21 protein-coding genes are annotated in these 24,047 nt (G+C 69.7%); 10 read left to right on the top strand and 11 right to left on the bottom strand.

What is annotated here, in order from left to right; genetic code table 11:
- Window positions 1–30: 30 nt before the first annotated feature.
- Window positions 31–1,014: a TIM barrel protein gene (locus ACGFY5_RS20425; protein ID WP_392721855.1), complete on the bottom strand. Its 984-nt coding sequence runs from the start codon at window positions 1,012–1,014 to the stop codon at window positions 31–33.
- A gap of 184 nt (window positions 1,015–1,198) precedes the next feature.
- Between ACGFY5_RS20425 and ACGFY5_RS20430 the strand changes: the two genes are divergently transcribed.
- The 9 genes from ACGFY5_RS20430 to ACGFY5_RS20470 all read left to right on the top strand — a co-directional run bounded on the left by ACGFY5_RS20430 (window position 1,199) and on the right by ACGFY5_RS20470 (window position 10,655).
- Window positions 1,199–2,077 carry a transketolase gene (locus ACGFY5_RS20430; RefSeq protein ID WP_392721857.1) on the top strand — a complete coding sequence of 293 codons (879 nt, stop codon included), beginning with the start codon at window positions 1,199–1,201 and terminating at the stop codon, window positions 2,075–2,077.
- On the top strand, window positions 2,074–3,027 hold the full coding sequence (locus ACGFY5_RS20435) for a transketolase family protein (RefSeq protein WP_392721859.1): 954 nt from the start codon (window positions 2,074–2,076) through the stop codon (window positions 3,025–3,027). The genes ACGFY5_RS20430 and ACGFY5_RS20435 overlap by 4 nt, the downstream gene beginning before the upstream one ends.
- Window positions 3,011–4,624, top strand: a complete 1,614-nt coding sequence (locus tag ACGFY5_RS20440; RefSeq protein WP_392721860.1) for an FGGY family carbohydrate kinase — start codon at window positions 3,011–3,013, stop codon at window positions 4,622–4,624. The genes ACGFY5_RS20435 and ACGFY5_RS20440 overlap by 17 nt, the downstream gene beginning before the upstream one ends.
- Entirely contained in the window at window positions 4,621–5,367 is a 747-nt protein-coding gene (locus ACGFY5_RS20445) for a DUF2291 family protein (protein WP_392721862.1), read from the top strand. The genes ACGFY5_RS20440 and ACGFY5_RS20445 overlap by 4 nt, the downstream gene beginning before the upstream one ends.
- A complete protein-coding gene (locus ACGFY5_RS20450) occupies window positions 5,364–6,956 on the top strand; it encodes a sugar ABC transporter ATP-binding protein (RefSeq protein WP_392721863.1) in 1,593 nt (530 codons plus the stop codon). Before ACGFY5_RS20445 ends, ACGFY5_RS20450 begins: the two co-directional genes overlap by 4 nt.
- Window positions 6,953–8,077: an ABC transporter permease gene (locus ACGFY5_RS20455; protein ID WP_392721865.1), complete on the top strand. Its 1,125-nt coding sequence runs from the start codon at window positions 6,953–6,955 to the stop codon at window positions 8,075–8,077. Before ACGFY5_RS20450 ends, ACGFY5_RS20455 begins: the two co-directional genes overlap by 4 nt.
- An 89-nt stretch (window positions 8,078–8,166) precedes the next feature.
- Window positions 8,167–9,159, top strand: a complete 993-nt coding sequence (locus ACGFY5_RS20460; protein WP_392721867.1) for a D-ribose ABC transporter substrate-binding protein — start codon at window positions 8,167–8,169, stop codon at window positions 9,157–9,159.
- 70 nt (window positions 9,160–9,229) lie between these two features.
- Window positions 9,230–10,198 (top strand): sugar-binding transcriptional regulator, encoded by a 969-nt coding sequence (locus ACGFY5_RS20465; protein WP_392721869.1) that lies wholly within the window; start codon window positions 9,230–9,232, stop codon window positions 10,196–10,198.
- A gap of 46 nt (window positions 10,199–10,244) precedes the next feature.
- Entirely contained in the window at window positions 10,245–10,655 is a 411-nt protein-coding gene (locus tag ACGFY5_RS20470; protein WP_392721870.1) for an ATP-binding protein, read from the top strand.
- Here ACGFY5_RS20470 and ACGFY5_RS20475 read toward each other — a convergent pair.
- Window positions 10,652–12,169 (bottom strand): insulinase family protein, encoded by a 1,518-nt coding sequence (locus ACGFY5_RS20475; RefSeq protein ID WP_392721871.1) that lies wholly within the window; start codon window positions 12,167–12,169, stop codon window positions 10,652–10,654. The two genes, ACGFY5_RS20470 and ACGFY5_RS20475, sit on opposite strands and share 4 nt — an antisense overlap.
- A 3-nt stretch (window positions 12,170–12,172) precedes the next feature.
- Complete coding sequence (locus ACGFY5_RS20480; protein ID WP_392721873.1) at window positions 12,173–13,111, bottom strand: hypothetical protein; 939 nt, start codon at window positions 13,109–13,111, stop codon at window positions 12,173–12,175.
- Between the two features lie 211 nt (window positions 13,112–13,322).
- Between ACGFY5_RS20480 and ACGFY5_RS20485 the strand changes: the two genes are divergently transcribed.
- Window positions 13,323–16,094 (top strand): response regulator, encoded by a 2,772-nt coding sequence (locus tag ACGFY5_RS20485; protein ID WP_392721875.1) that lies wholly within the window; start codon window positions 13,323–13,325, stop codon window positions 16,092–16,094.
- A gap of 30 nt (window positions 16,095–16,124) precedes the next feature.
- Here ACGFY5_RS20485 and ACGFY5_RS20490 read toward each other — a convergent pair whose 3' ends face one another.
- Genes ACGFY5_RS20490 through ACGFY5_RS20525 form a run of 8 tightly spaced genes read right to left on the bottom strand, consistent with a single transcriptional unit; the run spans window position 16,125 to window position 24,044 of the window.
- Window positions 16,125–16,481, bottom strand: coding sequence for a hypothetical protein (locus ACGFY5_RS20490; protein WP_392721876.1), 357 nt, complete (start codon window positions 16,479–16,481; stop codon window positions 16,125–16,127).
- A 16-nt stretch (window positions 16,482–16,497) separates the two neighbouring features.
- Window positions 16,498–17,142 carry a nitroreductase family protein gene (locus tag ACGFY5_RS20495; RefSeq protein WP_392721877.1) on the bottom strand — a complete coding sequence of 215 codons (645 nt, stop codon included), beginning with the start codon at window positions 17,140–17,142 and terminating at the stop codon, window positions 16,498–16,500.
- Between the two features lie 9 nt (window positions 17,143–17,151).
- Window positions 17,152–18,234 carry a galactose-1-phosphate uridylyltransferase gene (galT, locus tag ACGFY5_RS20500; RefSeq protein ID WP_392721878.1) on the bottom strand — a complete coding sequence of 361 codons (1,083 nt, stop codon included), beginning with the start codon at window positions 18,232–18,234 and terminating at the stop codon, window positions 17,152–17,154.
- A complete protein-coding gene (locus ACGFY5_RS20505; RefSeq protein ID WP_392721880.1) occupies window positions 18,231–19,040 on the bottom strand; it encodes a DeoR/GlpR family DNA-binding transcription regulator in 810 nt (269 codons plus the stop codon). Before ACGFY5_RS20505 ends, galT begins: the two co-directional genes overlap by 4 nt.
- A complete protein-coding gene (gene galK / locus ACGFY5_RS20510; protein WP_392721881.1) occupies window positions 19,030–20,154 on the bottom strand; it encodes a galactokinase in 1,125 nt (374 codons plus the stop codon). Before galK ends, ACGFY5_RS20505 begins: the two co-directional genes overlap by 11 nt.
- Window positions 20,155–20,164: 10 nt before the next feature.
- Entirely contained in the window at window positions 20,165–22,186 is a 2,022-nt protein-coding gene (locus ACGFY5_RS20515) for a beta-galactosidase (RefSeq protein ID WP_392721882.1), read from the bottom strand.
- Entirely contained in the window at window positions 22,183–23,115 is a 933-nt protein-coding gene (locus ACGFY5_RS20520; RefSeq protein WP_392721884.1) for a carbohydrate ABC transporter permease, read from the bottom strand. Before ACGFY5_RS20520 ends, ACGFY5_RS20515 begins: the two co-directional genes overlap by 4 nt.
- Window positions 23,112–24,044: a carbohydrate ABC transporter permease gene (locus ACGFY5_RS20525; RefSeq protein ID WP_392721885.1), complete on the bottom strand. Its 933-nt coding sequence runs from the start codon at window positions 24,042–24,044 to the stop codon at window positions 23,112–23,114. The genes ACGFY5_RS20520 and ACGFY5_RS20525 overlap by 4 nt, the downstream gene beginning before the upstream one ends.
- Window positions 24,045–24,047 lie beyond the last annotated feature (3 nt).

The raw sequence follows: 24,047 nt of genomic DNA on the forward strand, positions 1-24,047 counted from the left end.
CCCCCCAAGACGTGCACGCCTCGGGACGCGCTACTCGGGCAGCGTGCTGAGGAGCGCGCGCCGGATCAGGCGCTGGGCCGCGAGCGCGTCCTGGGCCTTCTGCGCTTCGCGCAGGGCCTCGTGGTCCACGAGGTCGATCGCCTGGTAGATCGCCCGCATGACGTCGATGCCGTCGCGCGCGGCCTGCACCTGGTCCTCGCGGAACGGGAACTGGTCGAGCTGCCAGATCCCTTCCCAGCCGAGCTGACGCAGCGTGTAGAAGAATTCGAACGTCTCGGTGAGGTGCACCGACCCGACGACCATGTCGTCGTCCCAGCCGCGGAAGTTGTCGTTCACGTCGATCGCGAACAGCCGGCCGCGCGAGATCGCGAGCTGCGCCGCGTCCGCCGGGGACTCGCCGCCGTAGAGCGAGTGACCGAAGTCGAGCAGGATGCCGACGTTCGGCTGCCCCATCTCCTCGATCGCGAGCAGCGTCCGGGCGACGCCGGAGAACACCATGCGGTTGCGCGGCTCACGGGGCTTGTACTCGATCGCGAACTTCAGGTCGGGGAACGTCGTCGCGAGCTCGCGCACGCCCTCCACCGAGTACTTCCAGATCTCGGCGTAGTCGGCCTGGAACGGGTAGTCCCACCCGTCCTGCCCCGGCCACAGCTTGATGTAGTCGACGCCCAGCTCGCGCCCCACCTCGGCACCGGCCGAGATCAGCTCGATCGCCTCGCGACGCACCGCGGCGTCGGGGTTGGTGAACGCGCCCTTGACGAACGTGCGCGTGTAGATCTCGGGCGTGATCGCGATCGCGCGCAGGTTGTTGCGCTTCAACGCGTCCGCCACGTCCGCGACCGGCAAGTCGGCGGGGGCGAAAGGGTACGTCAGGTCGACGACGGAGAGCGAGCCGACCTGGCCGGCCCGGTCGATCGCCTCGAGCGTGCTGACCGGGGGACCGTAGCCGTCGGTGGCGTAACGATCGACGTACTGCCCGAAGTGCCAGATGCCGGCACCGAATAACGGCTCCATTTGAATATCCATTCATAGCCGAATGGGAGTTGCGGTCAACGTAGTTTCCGGCGCGTTACCTGTCAACGGCGGCCTACCTGCATCGATGCAGTACAGGTATTGCAGCCGAATTGATGCTTGACGAACGACGAAAGACGGCGCCACTGTGTGCGTATGCAAATTCGAGCCGGAATGGATATTCACTATGTTAGTGGCTGACCCGCCGCTGGCCGCGGAATACCGGGAGCTGCGCTCGAGACTCGCCGCCCTCAGCAACGAGGAGAAGGCAGTCGAGCTGCGGACGATCTCACTCGCCGTGCGTCGCAGCATCATCGAGATGATCAGCACCGCGAAGTTAGGTCACATCGGCGGCGATTTCTCCGTCACCGACATCATGGTCACCTGCTTCGCCGGCGTGCTGAACCTCGACCCGACGCAGCCGCACTGGGCCGACCGCGACCGGTTCGTGCTCTCCAAGGGCCACTGCGCTGCGGCGCTGTACTCCACGCTCGCGTACTGCGGCTTCTTCCCGCGCGCTGAGCTCACGACGTTCATGGCGCCCCTGTCGGCGCTGAACGGCCACCCCAACCGGGTGAAGGTCCCCGGTGTGGAGACGAACAGCGGCCCGCTCGGCCACGGTTTCCCAGTCGCCACCGGCGCCGCCCTCGCCGCGTCGCTCGACGGCAAGTCCTGGCGTACCGTCGTCGTCCTCGGTGACGGCGAGATGCAGGAAGGCAGCAACTGGGAGGCGGCGATGACCGCCAGCCACTACGAGCTCGCCAACCTCACCGCGATCGTCGACCGCAACCGGCTCCAGCAGGGCGCGCGCACCGAGGACACCAAGGCCCTCGAGCCGCTCGGCGACAAGTGGACCAGCTTCGGCTGGGAGCTCCGCGACATCGACGGCCACGACCACGTCGCGATCCTGCAGGCCCTCGAGCCCTCCTCCACCGGCAAGCCGGTCGCGATCGTGGCCAACACGATCAAGGGCAAGGGCGTCTCGTTCATGGAGGACCGGGTCGAGTGGCACCACAAGGTGCCGACGCCCGAGCAGGTCCGTCTCGCACTCGAGGAGCTGGTGTGAGCGCCGACCTCACCTACGACTGCCGTCAGGACTTCGCCGACGAACTGATCAAGCTCGCCGAGTCCGACGAGCGAATCGTTGCTGTTTGTAATGATTCCGTTGGGTCCAGCAACCTGGTCGGGTTCCGCGACCGGTTCCCGGAGCGCCTGATCAACGTCGGGATCGCCGAGCAGGACCTGGTCGGCGTCGGTGCCGGCCTCGCGAACGGCGGCAAGATCCCGTTCGTGAGCGCCGCCGCGCCGTTCCTCACCGGTCGCGCGCTCGAGCAGATCAAGGCCGACGCCGCCTACAGCAACACGCACGTGATCCTGTGCGGCCAGAGCCCGGGTATGGCCTACGGCGAGCTCGGCCCGACGCACCACTCCATCGAGGACCTGTCCTGGATGCGCGCGGTCGCGAACCTTCCGGTCGTCGTGCCGGCCGACCCGGTGCAGACCCGCCAGGCGGTGCGCTGGGCGGTGGAGAACCCCGGTCCGGTGTTCATCCGGATCCCGCGGTTCAAGGTTCCGGTCGTCACCCCGGACGACGCGCCGTTCGGTCCCGGCCTCTCGAACACGCTCACCGAAGGCGACGACGTCACGGTGATCGCGATCGGCACGCTGGTGTCGCGGGCACTGCGGGCCGCGGAGATCCTGCGTGCGGAGGGCATCGGCCTGCGCGTGATCAACATGCCGTTCGTCGACCCGTTCGACGTGGAAGCGGCCCTCGCAGCGGCCCGGGAAACCAAGGGCATCGTCACGGCCGAGGAAGCCACGATCAGCGGTGGTCTCGGTGCCGCGGTCGCGTCGCTGGTCGCCACCGAGCAGCCGGTTCGGATGCGCATCCTCGGTGTTCCGAACGTGTTCGCGCCGACCGGTAGTGCGTCGTTCCTGCTCGATCACTTCGGGCTGACCGCCGACGGCATCGCTGCCGCCGCCAGAGAGCTGCTCGGCCATGGCCTCCACGTCTGACGTGGTTCTGGCCATCGACCAGGGCACGAGCGCCACCAAGGCGCTCCTGGTCGACGCGTCCGGTGCGGTCGTCGCGTCCGCCTCCGCGCCGCTGGGTGCTGCGCACCCGCAGCCGGGCTGGGTGGAGCAGGATGCGCTCGAGGTTTGGGCAAGCGTTCGTACGGCCGTCCGTTCTCTCGGTGACGACGTTCTACAGCGCGTTGTCGCGGTGGGGCTCAGTACGCAGCGGGAGTCGCTCGTGCTGTGGGACCGGGCTTCCGGCGAGCCGCTCGGGCCGCTGCTGGGGTGGCAGGACCGGCGGACCGCGGCGCGCTGCGCTGCGATGCAGGCCACCGGTGTGGGGCCGCTGGTCGAAGAGATCAGCGGATTACCGCTGGACCCGATGTTCTCCGCGCTCAAGGCGCAGTGGCTGCTCGACGAGTACGACCCGGACCGGCGGCGCAGCACGGAGGGGGAACTGTGCCTCGGGACGATCGACTCGTGGCTGCTGTTCTGCCTGAGCGGTGAGCACGTCACCGAGATCAGCAACGCGTCGCGGACGCAGCTGCTCGACGTCCGGCGGGGCGTCTGGGACGCACGGCTGTTGGAGCTCTTCGGGGTGCCACTGTCCGTGCTCGGTGCGGTGACGCCGTCGGACGGCCCGTTCCCGGCGGTTCGCGGGTTCGATCCGTTGCCGGACGGGGTGCCGGTGCGGGCCGTGCTCGGGGACTCGCACGCTGCGCTGTATGCCCACGAGGGGTGGCGGCCGGGGATCGTGAAGGCGACGTACGGCACCGGGTCGTCGGTGATGGCGGTGTCGTCCGGTGACGCTACCCATGGGCTGTGCCTCACTGTCGCTTGGCAGGTCGGTGGGGCCGCGCCGACGCTTGCGCTGGAGGGCAACATCCGTTCCTCGGGCCGGACGCTCACCTGGCTGGCTGATCTGTTCGCCGTGGACACCACGGAACTGCTGGACTCGGCGGGTCCGTCCGCCGAAGGGGTGTCGATCGTGCCGGCGTTCGGGGGGCTCGGTGCGCCCTGGTGGGACGCCGACGCGGTTGCCACCGTGAGCGGCCTGACGCTCGGCACCGGGCGTCCCGCGCTGGCCCGGGCCGCGATCGAGTCGGTCGCGTTCCAGGTGGAAGACGTCGTCGTCGCCATCGAGGCGGCGGGGACTCCCGTGGACACCCTGCTCGTCGACGGCGGCCTGTCCCGCAGTGACACCGTCATGCAAGCGCAAGCGGACGTGTCCGGCCGCACCGTGCGCCGCGCCGACGAGGCTGACCTCTCCGCCCTGGGCGCCGCCCGCCTGGCCGGAGTGGGCGCGGGCCTCTGGGCCTCGCCCGGAACGATGTGGCGTCGGGCTCGCCAGGACGAGCCCAACGCCACATCGTCCTCGGAGCAGCCGGAGCAGCCGCGAGCGGCCGGTGAATTCGCGCCGCGCACCAGCGCCGCCGAGCGCGCCGCCGCCCTCGCCGGCTGGCGCGCCGCACTCGCCCGCTCCCGCTCCGCAGAGCCCGCTGCGCCCGAAGCGCCGCAAACGCACGGCGCGCCCGAAGCGGCCGCCGCAAACGGAACTGCACCAACCATCCCACTTGCCTCGAGGAGGCTTCCGTGACGCCGTCATCGCCGACCGAGTCACCGGCCGAGGAGCTCGCGTCCGACGCGAACCGTCCCGGCGCGGCTCCGGCGCGCCCCCCGGCGGCCCGCCGACGGACCGTGGCGACCAAACCGAGCGTCAAGGTTCGCGCCATCCAGGCGGCCGTGATCATCGTCGTGCTCGCGGCGATGGGCCTGGCCACCGAGTGGCGCGACGCCGACGCCCCGGCCACCACAGCCGCGGCCGAGCAGACCTTCGACCCGGCCAAGTTCGGCGCCGAGACCTTCCCCAAGGTCGCGCCGCTGATCGAGCAGAACGCGACAGCGCTCACCGAGCTCGTCCCGGCCCTCACCGCCGACGCGGACGCCGCCGGCGAGAAGTACGGCAAGCGCGAGGGCTCCAGCCCCTACAGCTTCCCCGTCACCGTCGAAGGCACCGGCGCCGAACTGAACGGCAGCCTGCTCTCGCTCACCGTCGAGGGCCTGCCCAAGGAAACCCAGGTTTGGGTCCAGGTCGGACCCGCGATCACCGGCACCTCGCTGCGTGACGCGACCGGCACGATCAAGTTCGGCGACTTCCTCAACCAGGTTCAGTACGCCGACGCCGGCACCGCGCTCAACAACGAGGTCCGCACGAAGGTCCTGGCCGGAGTCCGGCCCAACACCCTCAAGGGCAAGAAGATCGCGGTCACCGGCGCGTTCACCTTCCTCACCCCCGAGGTCGTGACGCTCACCCCGGTGAAATTCGAGGTGACGCCGTGAGCGCCGCGCAGCAAGCGAACCAGGGTGCACAGGCCGTGCTCAGCGCCGCACAGATCACCAAGGTCTTCGGCGGCACCCACGCCCTCAAGGGCGTCGACTTCGAAGCGAAACCCGGACGCATCACCGCGCTGTTCGGCGAGAACGGCGCCGGCAAGAGCACGCTGATGAAGATCCTCGCCGGCATCGAGACCCCCACCACGGGGCAGATCGCCGTCGACGGCGAACCGGTCGTCTTCACCAGCGCCCGGCACGCCGCCGACACCGGGATCGTCATCATCCACCAGGAGCTCAGCCTCTGCGCGAACCTCTCGATCGAGGACAACCTGTTCCTCGGCCGGGAGCGGATCACTCCCGGCTTCGCGGTCGACCGCAAGGAGGAGCGCACCACAGCGGCGGCCATCCTCCGGCGCCTCGAGGAGGAGATCGACCCCCGGACGCTGGTCGGTGACCTGCGGCTCGGCCAGCAGCAGCTGGTGGAGATCGCCCGCGCGCTCCTGCAGGAGGCCCGGGTGCTGATCATGGACGAGCCGACCTCGGCGCTGAGTGAGCCCGAGGTCGAGGTGCTGTTCCGGATGATTCGTGAACTCACCGCAGACGGTGTCGCTGTCGTCTACATCTCCCACCACCTCGACGAGGCACTCGACATCGCCGACGACGTCGTCGTGCTGCGTGACGGTTCGCTGGTCGCCACCGCCGAGGCGGACGACGTCGACCTGGGCTGGATCGTGCGGCAGATGGTCGGCCGGGACCAGGACTCGCTGTTCCCGGAGCGGAACACCGTCCTCGGCGACGAGCTGCTGGCGATCACCGACCTGGTCGTGCCGGACCCGAGCAACAACGACCGGCTCGCTGTCGACGGGCTGACGCTGCGCGTGCGTGCCGGGGAGATCGTCGGCCTCTACGGGCTGATGGGTGCCGGGCGCACCGAGCTGCTCGAGGCGCTCGCCGGCCGGATCCCGATCCAGTCCGGTGAGGTGACGCTGGCCGGTGAGGTACTGCGTCAGGAGGGCATCCGGGAGCGGATCGCCCGCGGCCTGATGCTGGTGCCCGAGGACCGGCAGCGGGACGGGCTCGTCCAGACGATGAGCGTGGGGGAGAACCTCTCGCTCGCCGGCCTGCTCTCGTTCGCGAAGCGCATCTTCCTCAACCGGTCCAGCGAGGACACCGCCGTGGCTCGGACCATCACCGACGTCACGGTGAAAACGAGCAGTCCGAAGTCGCCGATCGGATCGTTGTCGGGCGGCAACCAGCAGAAGGTCGTGATCGGCAAGGCGCTGCTCACCGACCCGCGGGTGCTGCTGCTCGACGAGCCCAGCCGCGGGGTCGACGTCGGGGCGAAGGCCGACGTGTTCGCGCTCATGGCCGAGCAGGCACAGCGCGGCCTGGCCGTGCTGTTCACCACCTCCGAGGCGGAGGAAGCCCTCCACATCCCCGACCGCCTTCTGGTCCTGGCCCGAGGCCGGATCGTCGGCGAGTTCCGCCGCGGCGAGTTGACCCGCGAAGCCCTCATGGCCGCGTCCGGCGGCAGCGTGCCCGCCCCCTCATCGTCAGCGACGACGTCGTCAGAGAACACCGGAGAGGCGTCATGACCGCCACCGTCACACCCCCACCGACGGAGGAGCGCCGCGAAGCGGCGGCTTCGGCTGCCGCGCAGGCCAACCGTCTGCGCCTGCTGAACGTGGTGTTCGAAGCGCGCGCGTTCATCGCGCTCGCCGTGCTGATCATCGTGTTCACGCTGCTCTCGGACACGTTCCTCACGGTCACGAACGTGATCACGATGACCAAGCACGTCGCGATCAACGGCATCCTCGCCCTCGGCATGCTGCTGGTGATCCTGAAGGGCGGCATCGACCTCTCGGTCGGCTCGATCGTGGGTCTGTCCGGTGTGGTCGCCGGTGAACTGCTCGGCGGCGTGAAGCTGTTCGGCGTCATCGCCTACCCGCCGGTGTGGGTCACGATCCTGGTCGCGATCGCTGTCGGCACGCTCGTCGGTGCGATCAACGGCATCCTGGTGACGCGCTTCAACGTCGCGCCGTTCATCGCGACGCTGGGCATGTTGTACGTGGCCCGCGGCGCCGCGCTGCTGATCTCCGACGGTCAGACCTACCCGAACCTCGGTGGCGACCCGGAGCTGGGCAACACCGGCTTCGACTACCTGGGTGGCGGGAAGATCCTCGGCATCCCGGTCTCGATCTACCTGCTGGCGATCCTCGCGATCGTGATGACAGTGCTGATCAAGAAGGCGCCGTTCGGCCGGTGGCTGTACGCGACCGGCGGCAACGAGCGGGCGGCCGAGCTGTCCGGGGTGCCGGTCCAGCGTGTGAAACGTCGGGTCTACATGATCTCCGGTGCGTGCGCGGCTCTCTCCGGTCTGATCATCGCGTCCGAGCTCACCTCGGCCGCACCGCAGGCCGGTGAGACGTTCGAGCTCAACGCGATCGCGGCCGTCGTCATCGGCGGTGCGGCGCTCTCGGGTGGCCGCGGCAACGTACGCGGCACGCTCGTCGGCGCGTTCGTCATCGGCTTCCTCGCCGACGGTCTGGTGAACCTCGGCGTCTCGACGTTCTGGCAGATCCTCATCAAGGGCGCGGTCATCGTGCTCGCCGTGATGCTCGACCAGGGCCAGCAGCGCTTCAAGAAGCGCGGCGCCGCCGCAGCCGCCGCGGCCCAGACCGCGCCGCCGAAAGCGGAGGCCGCAAAGACGCCCTGAGCTGCGCTCCGACCCGCCGGCGCAGGAAGCCACCTACTGACTTTTTACCCCAACCCCCGAGAAACCCTCACTGTGGAGGTACCACCCCCATGTCACTCAGACTGCGCCGCTTGGCCGCCACCGGCCTCGCGCTCACGCTCGGCGCGTTCTCGCTCGCCGCGTGCGGCGGTGACGACAAGGACGCGTCGTCCAGCGCGAGTTCGTCCGGCGGCGACGCCGGCGGCCTGATCGCCATCATCACCCCGTCGCCCGACAACCCCTTCTTCAAGGCCGAGGCGGACGCCGCGGCCGCGAAGGCGAAGGAACTCGGCTACGAGACCTCCGTCGCGTCGCACGACGACGACCCCAACAAGCAGAGCGAGCTGATCGACGCCGCGATCTCGCGCAAGGCCAAGGCGATCATCCTCGACAACGCCGGCGCCGACGCCTCCATCGGCCCGGTCACCAAGGCGAAGGACGCCGGCATCCCGGTGTTCCTGATCGACCGCGAGATCAACAAGACGGGCGTCGCCACCGCCCAGATCGTCTCCAACAACGCCCAGGGTGCCCAGCTGGCGGCGCAGGAGTTCGTCAAGGGCATGAAGAGCAAGGGCAACTACGTCGAGCTGACCGGTAAGGAGTCCGACACGAACGCCGGCGTGCGTTCGAAGGGCTACTCCGACGTCATCTCGCAGTACCCGGCGATGAAGAAGGTCGCCAGCGTGAGCGCCAACTGGGACCAGCAGGAAGCGTTCACCAAGATGGAGACGATCATCCAGAAGAACAAGGACATCCAGGGCGTCATCGCGGGCAACGACACGATGGCCCTGGGCGCGGTCGCGGCCCTCAAGGGTGCCGGTCTGCTGAACAAGGTCGTCGTCGTCGGCTTCGACGGCAGCCCCGACGCCATCGCGGCGATCAAGGCCGGCGAGATGCTCGCCACCGCCCTGCAGCCGGCGGCGCTCGCTGCCGAGCAGGCCGTGGAGCAGGCCGACGCCACCGTGAAGGACGGCAAGTCCGGCAAGGAAGAGAAGCAGTCGATCGACTGCGAGATCGTCACGAAGGCCAACGCCGACGAGTTCGGCGTCTTCGCGAAGAAGTGACCCCCGGGGCGGGGTCGCTCCGGCGGCCCCGCCCTCTACACTCCGCTGAATAGATATAAGGGAGACGCCGATGCCGGTCACCGGCGTGCGCACCGCGGCTGCCGAGCAGCTCCGGATGCTGGCGAAAGTCGCGCGGATGTACCACGAACAGGGCATGCGCCAGCCCGAGATCGCCGCGCAACTCAACATTTCGCAGCCCCGCGTCTCCCGCTTACTGAAGGAAGCGACGACGCGCGGGATCGTCCGCACCGTCGTCGTGCTGCCGCCCGGCGTCCACACGGAGCTGGAAGAGCAACTGCAGCAGCGCTACGGGCTGCGTGACGCGGTCGTCGTCGACACCGAGGGCTCCAACGGCGACGTCATTCCCGCGCTCGGGGCGGCCGCCGCGGTCTACCTGGACGCCACGCTCAAGGGCGGCGACGTCATCGGCATCTCGTCCTGGAGCGAGTCGCTGCTCGCCGCGGTCGACGCGATGCACCCCAAGCACTCCTCGGTCGCCGATCGCGTCGTGCAGATCGTCGGCGGCGTGGGCAGCCCCGAGGCGCAGGTGCAGGCCACCCGCCTCACCAGCCGGCTGGCCGAGCTGACCGGCGCCCGTCCGGTGTTCGTACCCTCACCCGGCCTGGTCGGCACCCCGGCGATCCGCCGGGCGCTGACCCAGGACGACGCGATCGCGGCCGTCATGGCGCAGTGGAAGGAACTGACCGTCGCGCTGGTGGGGATCGGCAGCCTCGAACCGTCGCCGCTGCTGCTGCGTTCGGGCAACGCGGTCGCCGAGGCCGACCAGGACGAGCTGCGTTCGCTCGGCGCGGTCGGTGACGTCTGCCTGCGGTTCTTCGACGACCACGGGCGCCCGGTGAAGTCCCGGCTCGATCAGCGGGTCGTCGGGATCTCCAGCGCCGACCTCCGGACGATCGACCGGCGTGTCGCGGTCGCGGGCGGCGAGCGGAAACTTTCCGCGATCCGGGCTTCCTTACTCAACGACTGGGTGAACGTCCTGATCACGGACGTGGACACCGCCGAGCGTCTGGTCTCGTGACGAACTGGGTCGTTTCACAATTCCAGTCCTGGCAAATACTGGGACTGTGGAGGTGATCCGTCCGATGCGTACCGACTGCGACCCGACCATCGAGCTCGAGGGAGCACACGCACCGACGCCGACCGCGACTGCCGAGATCCGCGGCGCCGTGCGAGCGCTCCTCGCCCAGTGGCGCATCGTCGGCACGGCGGCCGAGGACATCCTGCTGGTCGTGCACGAGCTGGTCGCGAACGTCGTCGACCACGCCCGGACGCCGTTCCGCCTCGCGGTGAAGCTGTGCGGTTCGTTCGTGAAGGTGTCCGTGCACGACGAGAGCTGCCGACCGATCGTCGTCCGCGAACTCGACCCGCTGTCCACGCGTGGGCGTGGGCTGCCGCTCATCGCGGCGATCGCCGACAACTGGGGCTGTCAGCAGCAGGCCGACGGCAAGACGGTCTGGGCCGCGATCCCGGTCTAGGAACGCCTGCGCTTGAAGAAACCCTGCTTCTCCGGGGCCGCCGGAGCGACCGGCTCCGGCGGCGTCGGCCGGGGAATCTCCGACGGATCGCGCTGGGGCATCCGCACCACCAGGTGCGGCGGCAACCCCATCCCGACCTGGTACAGCACCGCCGGATCCCCGGCGATCATGGTCGGCTCGACGGCGACCCGCATCCCGTCGTTACCGATCAGCATACGACCCCCGTCGGGCCAGATCAGCATCGCCGCGCACTCGGCGTACAGCACGGTGGCGGCCTCGTCGCCGATCACCCGGCTGACGCCGGTCGGCCCGAGATGGAACCGGTCCGTCTCGTCGTCGACGACCGGGAACGTGTATCCCTGCACCACCGTGTACGACGTCGTCGGAGCGGCGGTGAACCCGGCCCAGTCCGCTGTGTGACCCGGCGGCACGAGCAGCAGACCGGTCGTCATCGCCCCGGCGGCGACGGTCGCGACCTGCTCGACGGTCACCGCCTCGACCTCGGCCAGGCGCTCCTCGAGTGTGCGGATCGGCTGCCCGGCCAGCAGCGCGTTGGCCTGCCCGCTGAGCATCGCGGCCTCGGCCTCCGGCTCGGTGAGCGCCTCCCGCCCCTTCGCTTTCGCCGCGTCGACGTCGGACTGCTCGATGCGCCCCACCGACAGCGTCAGCAGCGCGTCGATCAGGCCACCGAGCACGGCGGACTGTTTCTCCGGCAGCGCGTCGGCGATCGCGGTGACCTGGGCGGAGCCGTGCGCGTGCGCGGCGTACCCGGTTGCTGTGGTGTACGACAGGCCGCTGGCCTGGCGCAACTCGCGGAACAGTTCCCGCTGCAGCACCTCGGAGTAGACCTGCGACGCCGCGCCGATCGGCACGACCGCGTCGAACGCCGCACCCTTCAGCGGGCCGCGGAAGTACGTCGGGGTGACCGGCAGCGCGCTGGTGACCGCCGGCGGTGCCCACCGTCGGCCGCCGGTCGGCAGCGGGAGCCGCAGCCCGGCCGGCACCCCGTCACCGGCGATCCAGAGCGCCGCGTTCTCCTTGGTGAACCAGGTGCGCAACCAGTGCTGGATCTCGTCGGGAGTGATGACCGGAACGCCGTACTCCAGGAACCCGGGCAGGCCGTAGCCGCGGGCGCCGTACCGCCAGGGCGAGAGCAGGTGCGACGGCGTCAGCGACTGCCCGGACTCCTCGGTGAGCAGCACCTGCCGCTCGATCTCCAGGCGCTCCATCGGCAGCGCGCCGAGCGAGGTGCAGACGCCGGTGAGGAACGCGACGACGTCGTGCTCGCTGCCGCGCAGGTGGAACTCGGTGAACGCGGCACCGGTGCGGCCGTTGTAGTGGTAGTCGGCCTGGCCGGTGTCGAACAGCGCCAGGTGCTCGATCAGGTGCGTGATCCCGGCGCGTGCGAGCACCTCGTCGGCATATCCGACCCGGAACACCAGACCGGCGCTCATCGGGCCGCTGACCGGAGCGACCAGCGTCGGAACCCCGTCGACCTCAGTTTCTTTGATCACCGGTCACACCGTTCCGAGTGAGAGGGCCCTGGCGGTGTGGAACTGCTCGACCGGATCGCCGAGGTAGTCCCACCAGCGGGTGGAACCGAAGTTGCCCATGGCGCGGAAGAACGGCGCCGCCCCCTGGGGTGCGCCGGCGAAGTGGAAGAAGGCCGCGAACGCGTTCATCGCTCCCACCCACCCGGGCACCGGCCGGAAGGCGGGGTGGAGTACCGAGCGCTGGGCGGCCGCCCACACCTCCGGCTGATGCTGGACGGCGTAGGCGTGATCCTCCCCCTCGCCGGGCAGTTTGGCCCAGCGCTCGAGGTGCGCGATGGCGACGTGCGCGCCGTGCAGGCCGCCCGGCGGCGCGCTCGCCGCGCACTGCCGGGCGAACGCGAACGCCTCGTCCCAGCTACCGCCCCACTTCGGCAGGGAGTGCTGCAGGTGGGAGCTCTGCGCGAAGTAGTGGTGGGGCACGACGCGGGCGAGGCGGTCGTAGCGGCGCCGCCCCTCGGCGACCCCGAGTTCCAGCCCCATGGCGGTGGTGAGCCGTCCTTCCCAGGCCAGCAGCGCCCGCGGATCGCGCGCGGTGACGTCCATCAGCGTGCGTTCGGCGTCGCGCAGGTGGTTGTGCAGTGCAGCGAATTGCTCCCGGGAGACCTGGTCGGCCGACTTGCTGGAGCGGATGCGCCACCCGGCCACGATCAGGCAGTGCCCCAGGATCGTCGCAGCCATGGGGGAGGGCTCGCGCGCCACGACCTGCCGGAAGAACTGGTCCGCTCCCGGCACGTCAGCGATCAGGTCGATCGCCATCGAGGCCGCCTCCCAGCCGCCGAGCCGCTGGAATCCGGCCGCGATCGCCGGCCAGTCACCGGCCTTCGTCGCCCCCGGGAAGAGCCTCATCTCCGGATAGGCGGCGATCAATTCGAACTGGGTGGGTAAGGAGCGGGCCCCGGACACCGCGGCATCGTACCGCCGCGCGCGAGCGCGTCGTAAAGCAGAAAAGCCTTCAGGTCGACGCGGTCCGGGCCGATGGGCACTCGGGTGCGGTTCGGGTGTTTTCCGGGGGTTTCTCCGGCGCCCGACGACGGATGAGGGGGCTGCGCTGGCCGGCGCGGGGAGGGTGCCATCCGCGATCGGTCCGGACGAGTCGTCCGGACCGCATGCCGTGATGCCCTCGTCCCCGACGATGACCGCGTGGAAGGCCCGGCTCACGGTGGGCCGGATGCTCGCGATCGGCTTCCTGCTCGCGATGCTCGCGCTGGCGGTCATCGGCCTGAGCGCGTACGTCCGGATCGGGACGCTGCTCGAGGACCGCAAGCCCGTCGACCACTCCTACGACGTCCTGCACCGCATCGAGGTGGTCCGCCAGCGCTTCCTGGACGCCGAACGCGGGCAGCGCGGTTACGTCATCACCGGCCGGGAGAGCTACCTCTATCCCTACCAGCAAGCGATCGACCAGGTCGCCGCCGACCTCGCGAACCTGCGCACGACGACGTCCGACAACCCGCGCCAGCAGCAGCTGCTGGACGCACTGGACCTCCCGGTGCAGGTCAAGCTCGCCGTGATGGCCGAGACCGTCACGCTGCGCCGGAACGCCGGCTTCGAAGCCGCGCGGAGCTTCACGGTGTCCGGCCAGGGCTCGGCCGCGATGATCCAGATCTCCAGCGGCCTGGACGCGATGCGCGCCGAGGAGGTCCGGCTGCTGGTCGAGCGTCAGGCGCTCAGTCGGCAGAGCGCGCTCGACACCCGGGCACTTATTCTCTGGGGCTCCGGCGCGGCGGTGCTCGTCGTCGGCATCGGTGCGGTCTGGGTGATGCGGCGGATCACCCGGCCGATCAAGGAAGTGACAGCGGCTGCGAACCGGATCACCGAAGGTGATCTCAGTCGCCGGGCCGAAGTGTCGGGACCGGTGGAGCTCGAACGGATGGGACAGGCGGTCAACGACTCGATCGAGGCGATCTCGCGGGCCCGGGACGAGGCGGTCGCGGCCGCGGCGGCGAAGGCCGCATTCCTGGCGACGATGAGCCACGAGATCCGGACACCGATGAACGCGGTGATCGGGATGACCGGACTGCTGATGGACACCGACCTGGACACCGACCAGCGGGAGTTCGTGAAGACCGTCCGCGACTCCGGCGAGGCGCTGCTCGGCATCATCAACGACATCCTCGACTTCTCCAAGATCGAGTCCGGCGAGCTCGAACTCGACGACGAGGCGTTCGACCTGCGCGAATGCATGGACTCGGCACTCGCGCTGGTGGCGCTGGACGCCGAGCGCAAGGGCTTGGAGCTGGTCGGCAGCTTGGATTCGGCGACGCCGCAGATCCTGCGCGGCGACGTGACGCGGCTGCGTCAGATCATGGTGAACCTGCTCAGCAACGCGGTGAAGTTCACTGCGGTCGGCGAGGTCGTGCTGGCGGTCCGGGGGCGGCTGCTCTCCGGACAGCCGGACGGGCCGGTCGCGCTGACCGTCGAGGTCCGCGACACCGGGCCGGGCATCCCGGCCGACCGGATGGACCGGGTGTTCCGCTCGTTCGCGCAGGTGGACTCGTCGACGACCCGGGTCTACGGCGGCACCGGGCTCGGGCTGGCGATCAGCCGGCGGCTGGCGAACGCGATGGGCGGCGACATCGCGGTGGAGAGCGAGGTCGGCGTCGGGTCGACGTTCACGCTCACCGCGATGCTGACCGGCTGCACCGACGGCGAGCTGCAGCCCGCCGACCATGCCGCGCTGGCCGACGCCCATGCGCTGATCGTCGACGACAACGCGACGAACCGGCGGGTGTTGCGGCTGCAGCTGGCCGGGTGGGGTCTGACGTGCACGGACGTGCCCTCGGCGGCCGAGGCGCTCGAACTGCTGCGCCAGACGTCCGCGCAGTACGACGTCGCTGTGCTCGACATGCACATGCCGGAGACCGACGGCGCTCAGCTGGCCGCCCACCTGCGGGCGACACCGGCCACTGCCGACCTGCCGCTGATCCTGCTCACCAGCGTCGCGTGGCGGCCGGGCCCGGATCAACAGCGCCTGTTCGACGCCGTGCTGACGAAACCCGCGCGGGGCGCCACCCTGCACTCGACGCTGGCGCGGGTGGTGGCGCGTGGCCTGCCCTCCGCGGAGGAGACGGCCGAGGCGCCGGTGGCACCGTCGTCCGTGCCGCTGCGGATCCTGCTCGCCGAGGACAACCCGGTGAACCAGAAGGTCGCGCAGCTGATGCTGTCCAAGCAGGGGCACCTGGTCGACACGGTCTCCGACGGCCTGGAGGCGGTGCGCGCGGTGCACCTGGCGCCGTACGACGTCATCCTGATGGACGTGCAGATGCCGATGATGGACGGATTGGAGGCGACCCGCCGGATCCGGGCGGAGGTGCCGGAGGACCGGCAGCCGCACATCATCGCGATGACCGCCAGCGTCCTGGTGGAGGACAAGGCCGCGTGCCGCGCGGCCGGCATGGACGACTACCTGCCCAAACCGGTACGAGCCGACGATCTGCGCGCGGCGCTGGACGAGTTCGCGCGGGTCGCTCCGGACGAGCCCGGTGCCCGCGAGGCCGGCCTGGTGGCCGCGAACGCGGGGCAGGAGAGCAGCATCCGGGCCCGGTTCGCCGACATCGCCGGACCGGACCCGACCGAGGGGGAGCGCGAACTGCTCGCGGAGATGGTGAGCGCGTTCGTCAGCACCGCCCCGGAGACGCTAGCCGCGCTCCGCGACGCCGTCCACACCGGCGACGCGTCGGCCACCGCCGAGAAGGCCCACAAGCTCAAGGGCTCGGCGGCCAACATCGGCGCGGCCGCGCTGGCCGACGTGTGCGCGAGCTTCGAGGAGATGGCGACGCTGGGCTGGCTGTCCGCGACGAACGAACACGACCAGGCCCTGGCGCGCGCCGCGGCCGAACTGGAGTTCGCCCGCGGCGTGCTCACGTCACTGGTGGCAGAGCTCTAGAGCTCGGAAGTAGTAGAAAGTGAACAGGGCCTAGAACGCGAAGTCACCCGTCGGGGTGTGCTGGCGGAAGACCAGCGCCCAGTCCGCACCTTCCCACGTGTACAGCGACGTGATCCAGGCCCGGTAGTTCGGCAGCCAGCTCCCGTCGGCCGACGCGCGGTAGTGCACGAGCACGTTGCCGTCGACGAGCAGCAGGCGCGGCTCGGACAGCTCGTACGTCAGCGGCTCGTGCTGCTCCCAGCGGCTGATCAGCGCGTCCCGCTCGATGACGCCGGTGGGCAGCACGACGTACCCGTCGGAGGTCATGTGGCGGGCGTAGAACCCGGCGGCCCGACCCTCGCTCAGCTCTTCCCAGAAGTGCTGCTCCAGCTTCCAGGCCTGATCCATGCCGCGATTCTAGGCCTCACCAGGAGTCGATGTGCAGGACATCGTCGAGGGGCTGGCGGGCGGCTGGTTTGAAGGTTTCGCCGGTGTAGTAGGCGGTCGGGATCAGGGCGGCCTGGGCGATGCCCTCGGGGATGCCGAGGAGCGACGAGATCGCCGCCTCGTGGCGCAGGTGCAGCGTCGTCCAGGCGGTGCCGAGGCCACGGGCCCGCGCCGCGAGCATGAAGCTCCACGTCGCAGGCAGGATCGAGCCCCACAGACCGGCCTGGTTGCCGGCGCCGAGGGAACCCGCGCGGATGCACGGGATCACCAGCACCGGCACCTCGGCCATGTGGTCGGCGAGGTACTGACCGGAACTGCCGATGCGCTGCTGCACCGCGGCGCGCGTCGGGTCGTCGGCGTAGAGCGCACCCGCCGAGCGGCCGGACGCGATGTAACGCTCCCAGGAATCGGCGTAGTAGTCGGCGATCGCCTTGCGCTTCGCGGCGTCGGTGACCACGACCCAGTGCCACGCCTGGGCGTTCGACCCGCTCGGTGCCTGGAGCGCGACCTCCAGGCACTCCCGGATGAGCGACTCCGGGACCTCACGGGTCAGATCCAACCGTTTCCGGACGCTCCGCGTCGTGGTCAGCAGCTCGTCGGGCGTCAGCGGCAGCACGGTCATGCTCGCAGGCTAGACCTGCTCCCCCCGCAACGCCGCCGCGGCCCGTTCCGGCGCGATGTCGTTGATCCACACCGCCGCACCCGACTCCGACCCCGCCAGATACTTGAGCTTCCCGGGCGCCCGCCGGATCGAGAACACCTGCAGCGCCAGGTGCCATTGGTCCCGGTCGAAGCGCACCGGCGCCTGCTGCCACCCCGCGATGTACGGCGCCGGCTGCTCGAACAACCCGTCGAACCGCCGGAGCACCGCGGGGTAGAACTCCGCCAGCTCCGCGAGCTCGGCCTCGTCGAGCGCGGGCAGGTCGGGCACGTGGCGGTGCGGCACGATCATGACCTCGTACGGCCACCGCGCCGCGAACGGCACGTACGCGGTGAAGTGCGCACCCTTCTCGACGATCCGCGCCCCGTCGGCCTGCTCGGCGGCCAGCAGCGCGCACTGCAGGCACTCGCCGGTGGCGTCGTGGTGCTCCCGCAGCGCCTGCCGGATGCGCTCCATGCGCGGCGGCACGAACGGGTATGCGTAGATCTGTCCGTGCGGGTGCGACAGCGTCACGCCGATCTCTTCGCCGCGGTTCTCGAAGCAGAACACGTATTCGACGCCGGGGATGCGGCCGAGGGCGACGGTGCGGTTCGACAGCGCGTCGAGGACCGTTCGGACGCGGGGTGCGGGGAGCTGCGAGAACGATCCGTTGTGGTCGGAGGTGAAGCAGACGACCTCGCACCGGCCGTTACCCGGTTCGGTGTCGAAAAGGCCGCTGACCCGCGACTCCGCCGTCGAGGCCACCGACAGTGACGGGAAGCGGTTCTCGAACACCACCACGTCGTAGTCCGGCGCCGGGATCTCGGTGCGGTGATCGGCGTCCCGCGTCGGACAGAGCGGGCACTGGTCGGTCGGCGGCAGGAACGTGCGCGACTGCCGGTGTCCGGCGATCACCACCCACTCGGCGGCCAGCGCGTCCCACCGCCGCTCGGACGTGTTCGTGACGTGCGGCAGGCCCCGCTCGTCGACAGCGGACCGGTCCTTGCCCGGTCCGTCGTCGAAGTAGAAGAGCTCGCGAGAGTCGGAGAGATGGATCTCGGAAATATTGCTCATGTGCGGTCTCCGACGGCAGGGTGATCGGCCGGGGCGTCGACGACGATGAGTTCGCCGACGGACTCCGCCAGGATGTCGTGGGCGGCCGGGGGCAGGCCGTTGTCGGTGATGAGAACGTCGGCCGTGGACAGCGGCCCGAAGTCGGCGAGCCCGACGATTCCCCACTTCGTGGAGTCGGCGAGCACGACGACTTCCCGGGCGCTGCCGATCAGCGCCCGGTTCGTCTGGGCTTCGGCGAGGTTGGGCGTCGTCAGTCCGGCGATCGCGTCCATCCCGTGCATACCGATGAACAGCTGGTCGACGTGGAGCGACGCGATCGACTGGTCGGCGACCGGCCCCACCAGCGCGGCGCTGGGGGTCCGGACCCCGCCGGTGAGGATCACCGTGAACCCGGCCCGTGGCGCCTGGGCCTCGAGGATGTCGGCGACCGTCGTCGAGTTGGTCACCACTGTCAGCTCCGGGATCGCGGTGATGTGCCGGGCCAGCGTCCACGTGGTGGTTCCGGCCGACAGTGCGATCGCGGTGCCCGGCGTGATCAGCTCCGCCGCGCGCGCGGCGATCGCCTCCTTCGCCGGCTGCTGCAGCGCGCTCTTGACCGCGAAGCCCGGCTCGTCGGTGCGCCGCGAGTTCGCCAGCACGGCACCACCGTGCACCTTGTGGAGCACGCCGGCGCGGGCCAGCACCTCCAGGTCGCGCCGGACCGTCATGTCGGAGACGCCGAGCAGGTCGGTGAGGTCGCTGACGCGCACACCACCGCCCCGCCGGATCTCCTCCACGATCCGCGCCTGACGTTGGCTAGCCAGCATCTGCGCCGTCCAACGAGTGGGCCCCCGCCGCCGGTGCGGTCACGAACGCACGCGGTTCGGCAAAGCCACGCGCGGAAGCCGCAGACACCGCGGCGCGCGACGCAGCGTCCACCGCGTCCTTGTCGACCAGCGCGATGACGCACCCACCGAAACCACCACCGGTCATCCGGGCGCCGTAGGCGCCGGCCGAGAGCAGCGCCTCGACCAGCACGTCGACCTCGGGGACCGTGATCTCGAAGTCGTCGCGCATCGACGCGTGCGACGCGGTGAGCGCCGGACCGATCTCGCGCACCCGACCGGCGTCGAGCAGCGCGACGACGTCGATGACCCGCTCGTTCTCGGTGACGATGTGCCGGGCCCGCTTGACCAGCTCCTCGCCCTCGGAGTCCCCGGCGAGCTTGTCCAGCGCGGAGTCGAGATCCGTCACGTCCCGCAGAGCCTGCACGCCGAGCACGTGCGCGGCCCGCTCGCACGACCGCCGCCGCGCCGCGTACTCGCCGTCCGCGTGTTTGTGCGGGGCTCTCGAGTCCACCACGAGCAACGCCAGGCCTTCGGCGTCCAGATCGAACGGAACGGGACGCACGTCGAGCGAGCGCATGTCGCAGAACAGCACCGACCCGGCCTCGCCGAGCATGGAGGCCAGTTGGTCCATGCCGCCGGTCGGCGCACCGACGAAGCCGTTCTCGGCCCTGCGCGCGACGGTCACCAGGTCGCGCGGGGACAGGCCGAGCTCCAGCAGGTCGTTGGCCGCACCCGCGACCGAGCAGGTCAGCGCTGCGGACGACGACAGACCGGCGCCCAGCGGCACGTCCGAATCCACCGTGACGGTCAGCCCCGGCAGATCGTCGACGCCGAGCGCCCAGAGCACGCCGGCCGGGTACGCGGCCCAGCCGTTCACCCGCTCCGGCACCAGCGTCGGGATGCGGACGTCGACCGGCTCGCTCTCCTGCGCGGAGACGAACCGGATCGAGCCCGTCGGGCCCGGCGACACGGTGGCTCTACAACCGAATTCGATGGCCAGCGGCAGCACGAAGCCGTCGTTGTAGTCGGTGTGCTCGCCGATCAGGTTGACCCGACCCGGCGCCAGCCAACTGGCCGATTCGCGCATGCCCATGCCTCCAGCCCTAAACGGCGATCCGGATCACGGCCACCGCGCCCGCGTCGATCGAATCGCTCTCCACCCAGTCCTGACCGGTGAGCAGGTCGTACCCCGAGACGGGAACCGTCACCGTGTCGTCGGAGCCGTTGATGACGAACAGGTACCGCGCGTCGGTGCCCACCCGTTCGACCACGTCGAACCCGTCCGGCCACGCGGCGAGCGAGAGCACCGGTTCGACACCGGCGGCCTCCATCAGCCGCCCGACCAGCGCGGCGTGGCTCGCGTCGTCCAGCCGGGTGCCGACGTAGAACGCCTGACCCTCGCCGACCGCGTTGCGGGTGAGCACCGGCCGGCCCGCGAGCGGCCCTTCGCCGTAGGTGGCGAGCGTCTCCGCGGTGGTCGCGGTCGCTGCCTCGCTCCACAGAGTTCCGGTCGCGTCGTCCATCCCGTCGATCCGGACGACGTCCAGCAGCGGGTTGAACTCCTCCACGCGGACGCCGAGCAGGTCGCGGAACGCGCCGGGATACCCACCCAGCCGGATGTGGTCGTTGTGGTCGACGATCCCCGAGAAGTACGTGACCAGCGCGGTGCCGCCGGCCTCCACGAACTCGGTGAGGTTCGGCCCGGCCTCGCCACCGGTCAGGTACAGCGTCGGCACGATCACCAGGCGGTAGGCCGACAGATCGTGATCGGGGTGGACGAAGTCGCAGGCGACCCCGCGCTCCCAGAGCGCCCGGTGGAACCGGCGCAGCTCACCCAGCCCGGTGACCTCGGCGGTGGGGTGCGAGTCGAGCTCGATCGCCCACCAGCTCTCCCAGTCGACGGTGATCGCGACCTGCGCGCGGACCGTGGAACCGGCGACCTCTCCGATCGACTCCAGGTCGGTGCCCAGCTGCACGACGTCCCGCCAGAGCTGCGAGTCCGTGCCCGCGTGCGGCACCAGCGCGGAGTGGAACTTCTCCGCCCCGGCCTTCGACTGCCGCCACTGGAAGAACAGAGCGCCGTCCGCACCACGGGCGGTGTGCGTGAGGCTGTCGCGACGCAGCTGCCCGGGGAGCTTCGCCGGGTTGCGCGGCTGCCAGTTGACCGCGCTGGTGCTGTGTTCCATCAGCAGCCACGGGTCGCCACCGGCCAGCGACCGGATCAGGTCCCCGGACATCGCCAGGTCGTGGGTGGCGCCACCCGCGCCCAGGCCCTCGACGATCCGGTAGTGGTCGTTCGAGATCAGGTCCTGCTCGGCCGCCCACGCCCAGTAGTCCAGCGGCTTGAAGAACGTCATGAAGTTGGTAGTGACGGGTGCGCTGGACAACTCGCGGAGGATCTCCGCCTCGGCGCGGAAGCAGTCGAGCAGTTCGTCCGACGAGAACCGCCAGAAGTCCAGCTGCTGGGTCGGGTTCGCGAACGTGTGGTACGCCGGGGAGCGCGGCGGGATGACCTCGGCCCAGTCGGAGTAGCGCTGGCTCCAGAACGCCGTGCCCCACGCCTCGTTCAGCGTGTCCAGGTTCTCGTAGCGGTCGCGGAGCCAGGTGCGGAACGCCTCGGCCGACGTGTCGCAGTAGCAGTGCCAGTTGTGGCAGCCGTACTCGTTGTGGACGTGCCACATCGCGACGGCGGGGTGATCGGTGTAGCGCTCGCCGATCGCCCTGGTCAACCTCGCGGCAGCGGTGCGGTAGTCCGGCGACGACGGGCAGAACGCCTGCCGCGCCCCGTACCAGCGACGCTGACCGTTGACGTCCACCGGGAGCGAGTCGGGGTACCGGCGGGAGAACCACGGCGGGGGAGTGGCCGACGCGTTCGCGAGGTCGACCGCGATGCCGTTGTCGTGCAGCAGGTCCAGGACCCGGTCGAGCCAGCCGAAGTCGTACTCCTTCTCGGCCGGCTCGAGCCGCGCCCACGAGAAGATGCCGACCGAAACCAGGTTGACCTTGGCCTCTTTCATCAGCGCGACGTCTTCGAGCCACACCGACTCGGGCCACTGCTCGGGGTTGTAGTCGCCGCCGTAGGCGAGTTTGCCGCCCAGGCGGGACGTGACGGCTCGGAGCGTCATCCCTTGCTACCGCCGAGCGTGAGGCCGGCGACGAACTGACGCTGGAGCGCGATGTAGATGGTCAGCACCGGGATCGCGGTCAGCAGGGCGCCGGCGGCGATCAGGTTGTCGTTCTGCGCGTACTGGCCGAACAAGTTGTTGATACCGGTCGTGACCGGCAATCGGTCGCCCGTCTGGATGAACAGCAGGGCCCAGAAGAAGTCGTTGTAGATCCAGATGACCACGAGCGTGCCGAGCGCGGCCAGCGCCGGACGGCACAGCGGGAGGATGATCTTCCAGAACTGCGTCCAGACGCCGGCACCGTCCACCATCGCGGCCTCGGTGAGCTCGCCCGGCAGCGCCTTCATGTAGTTGCTGAGCACGAACGTGCAGAAGCCGACCTGGAACGCGATGTTCGCCGCGATCACGCCGTAATAGGTGTTGAGCAGCGACCCGGAGTCGCTCACCGAGTACGGCAGCTCGAAGTGCTTGTAGAGCTGGAACAGCGGGGCGGCCAGGATCTGCGGAGGCAACAGGTTGCCCGCCGTGAACAGGATCAGCAGCGTGACGTTGAACTTCCACTTGAACCGGGACACCGCGAACGCGACCATCGCGGCGAACATCAGCGTCAGGATCACCGCGGGAATCGTGATGATCGCCGAGTTCAGGAAGTACTTCGAGAACCCGCCCTGGTTCCAGGCGTTGGAGTAGTTGTCGAAGTTGAACGAGCCGCCGGTGCTCAGGTAGCCGTACTTCTGGGTGTCCTTCTCCGGCCGCAGCGACGTGTAGATCGTCCAGACCAGCGGAACGAGCCAGAGGATCGCGGTGACGGTCAGGAACGAGTAGCTGAAGATCCGGCCGCCCCGGGTGAGCTTCGGGCCACCCTCGGCGGTCTTGGCAGGCTTCAGGGGTGTGGTGGTCTCACCACCGGTTTCGGTGAGGACCGTCATGACTTCTCCTCGTTCCGGAAGGTCTGCCAGAGGTAGATGACGATCGGGACCAGCGAGATCACCAGCAGCACGGTCGCGATGGCCGCACCGACGCCGATCTGGGTGCCCTCACCGACGAGGTTCTGGACGACGAGCGCGGACAACAGCTCCAGGCCGTTCGTGCCGCGGTTGATCACGTAGACGATGTCGAACGCGCGCAGCGCCTCGATGACCGTGATGACGACGACCACGATGTTGATCGGGCGCATCGCCGGGAAAACGACCCGGAAGAACGTCTGCACCGCGTTGGCGCCGTCGATCGCCGCGGCCTCGCGCAGCGACGGGTCCACACCCTTCAGACCGGCCAGGTACAGGACCATGATGTACCCGACGTGTTTCCAGGACGCGGCGACGAGCGCCGCCCAGATGTTGAGGCTCGAATCGCCGAACCAGTCGATCTGGTCTTTCGTCCCGGCCGTGCCGAGCACGCTGTTCAGCAGACCGGCGTCCGGGCTGTAGATCAGGTGCCAGATGATGCCGACGAGCGCGAGCGAGAGCATCACCGGAATGAAGAAGATGCTCTGGTAGATCCGCGAGCCCTTGAGGTTCTGGTCGAGCAGCACCGCGAGGAACAGGCCGGCGGGGGTGGCGATGACCGCCAGGAAAACCAGCCAGATGATGTTGTGCTGCACCGCCGGCCAGAACGGCGGGTAGTCCTGGGTGATGAACTTGTAGTTGTCCAGCCCGGCGAAGTTGACTCCGCCGGGCTGGTCGATGTCGGTCCGGGCGTCGGTGAACCCGAGCAGGACCGAGAACAGCGCCGGCCCCCAGACCAGCAGCAACTCGATCAGCGTCGGAATACCGACCATCACCCCGAGCACGACTTTGTCGGTACCGGTGAGACGGCGCAGTTTCTTGCGCTTGGCCACTGTGGCCTGAGGGGTCGTCATCGC

Source organism: Cryptosporangium sp. NPDC048952 (assembly GCF_043197895.1).
Taxonomy (GTDB): domain Bacteria; phylum Actinomycetota; class Actinomycetes; order Mycobacteriales; family Cryptosporangiaceae; genus Cryptosporangium.

Coding starts and splice junctions, on each gene's coding strand:
- ACGFY5_RS20425 (WP_392721855.1), bottom strand. CDS start 1,014: ATGGAGCCGTTATTCGGTGCCGGCATCTGGCACTTCGGGCAGTACGTC.
- ACGFY5_RS20430 (WP_392721857.1), top strand. CDS start 1,199: ATGTTAGTGGCTGACCCGCCGCTGGCCGCGGAATACCGGGAGCTGCGC.
- ACGFY5_RS20440 (WP_392721860.1), top strand. CDS start 3,011: ATGGCCTCCACGTCTGACGTGGTTCTGGCCATCGACCAGGGCACGAGC.
- ACGFY5_RS20455 (WP_392721865.1), top strand. CDS start 6,953: ATGACCGCCACCGTCACACCCCCACCGACGGAGGAGCGCCGCGAAGCG.
- ACGFY5_RS20460 (WP_392721867.1), top strand. CDS start 8,167: ATGTCACTCAGACTGCGCCGCTTGGCCGCCACCGGCCTCGCGCTCACG.
- ACGFY5_RS20465 (WP_392721869.1), top strand. CDS start 9,230: ATGCCGGTCACCGGCGTGCGCACCGCGGCTGCCGAGCAGCTCCGGATG.
- ACGFY5_RS20485 (WP_392721875.1), top strand. CDS start 13,323: ATGCCCTCGTCCCCGACGATGACCGCGTGGAAGGCCCGGCTCACGGTG.
- ACGFY5_RS20490 (WP_392721876.1), bottom strand. CDS start 16,481: ATGGATCAGGCCTGGAAGCTGGAGCAGCACTTCTGGGAAGAGCTGAGC.
- ACGFY5_RS20495 (WP_392721877.1), bottom strand. CDS start 17,142: ATGACCGTGCTGCCGCTGACGCCCGACGAGCTGCTGACCACGACGCGG.
- galT (WP_392721878.1), bottom strand. CDS start 18,234: ATGAGCAATATTTCCGAGATCCATCTCTCCGACTCTCGCGAGCTCTTC.
- ACGFY5_RS20505 (WP_392721880.1), bottom strand. CDS start 19,040: ATGCTGGCTAGCCAACGTCAGGCGCGGATCGTGGAGGAGATCCGGCGG.
- galK (WP_392721881.1), bottom strand. CDS start 20,154: ATGGGCATGCGCGAATCGGCCAGTTGGCTGGCGCCGGGTCGGGTCAAC.
- ACGFY5_RS20515 (WP_392721882.1), bottom strand. CDS start 22,186: ATGACGCTCCGAGCCGTCACGTCCCGCCTGGGCGGCAAACTCGCCTAC.
- ACGFY5_RS20520 (WP_392721884.1), bottom strand. CDS start 23,115: ATGACGGTCCTCACCGAAACCGGTGGTGAGACCACCACACCCCTGAAG.
- ACGFY5_RS20525 (WP_392721885.1), bottom strand. CDS start 24,044: ATGACGACCCCTCAGGCCACAGTGGCCAAGCGCAAGAAACTGCGCCGT.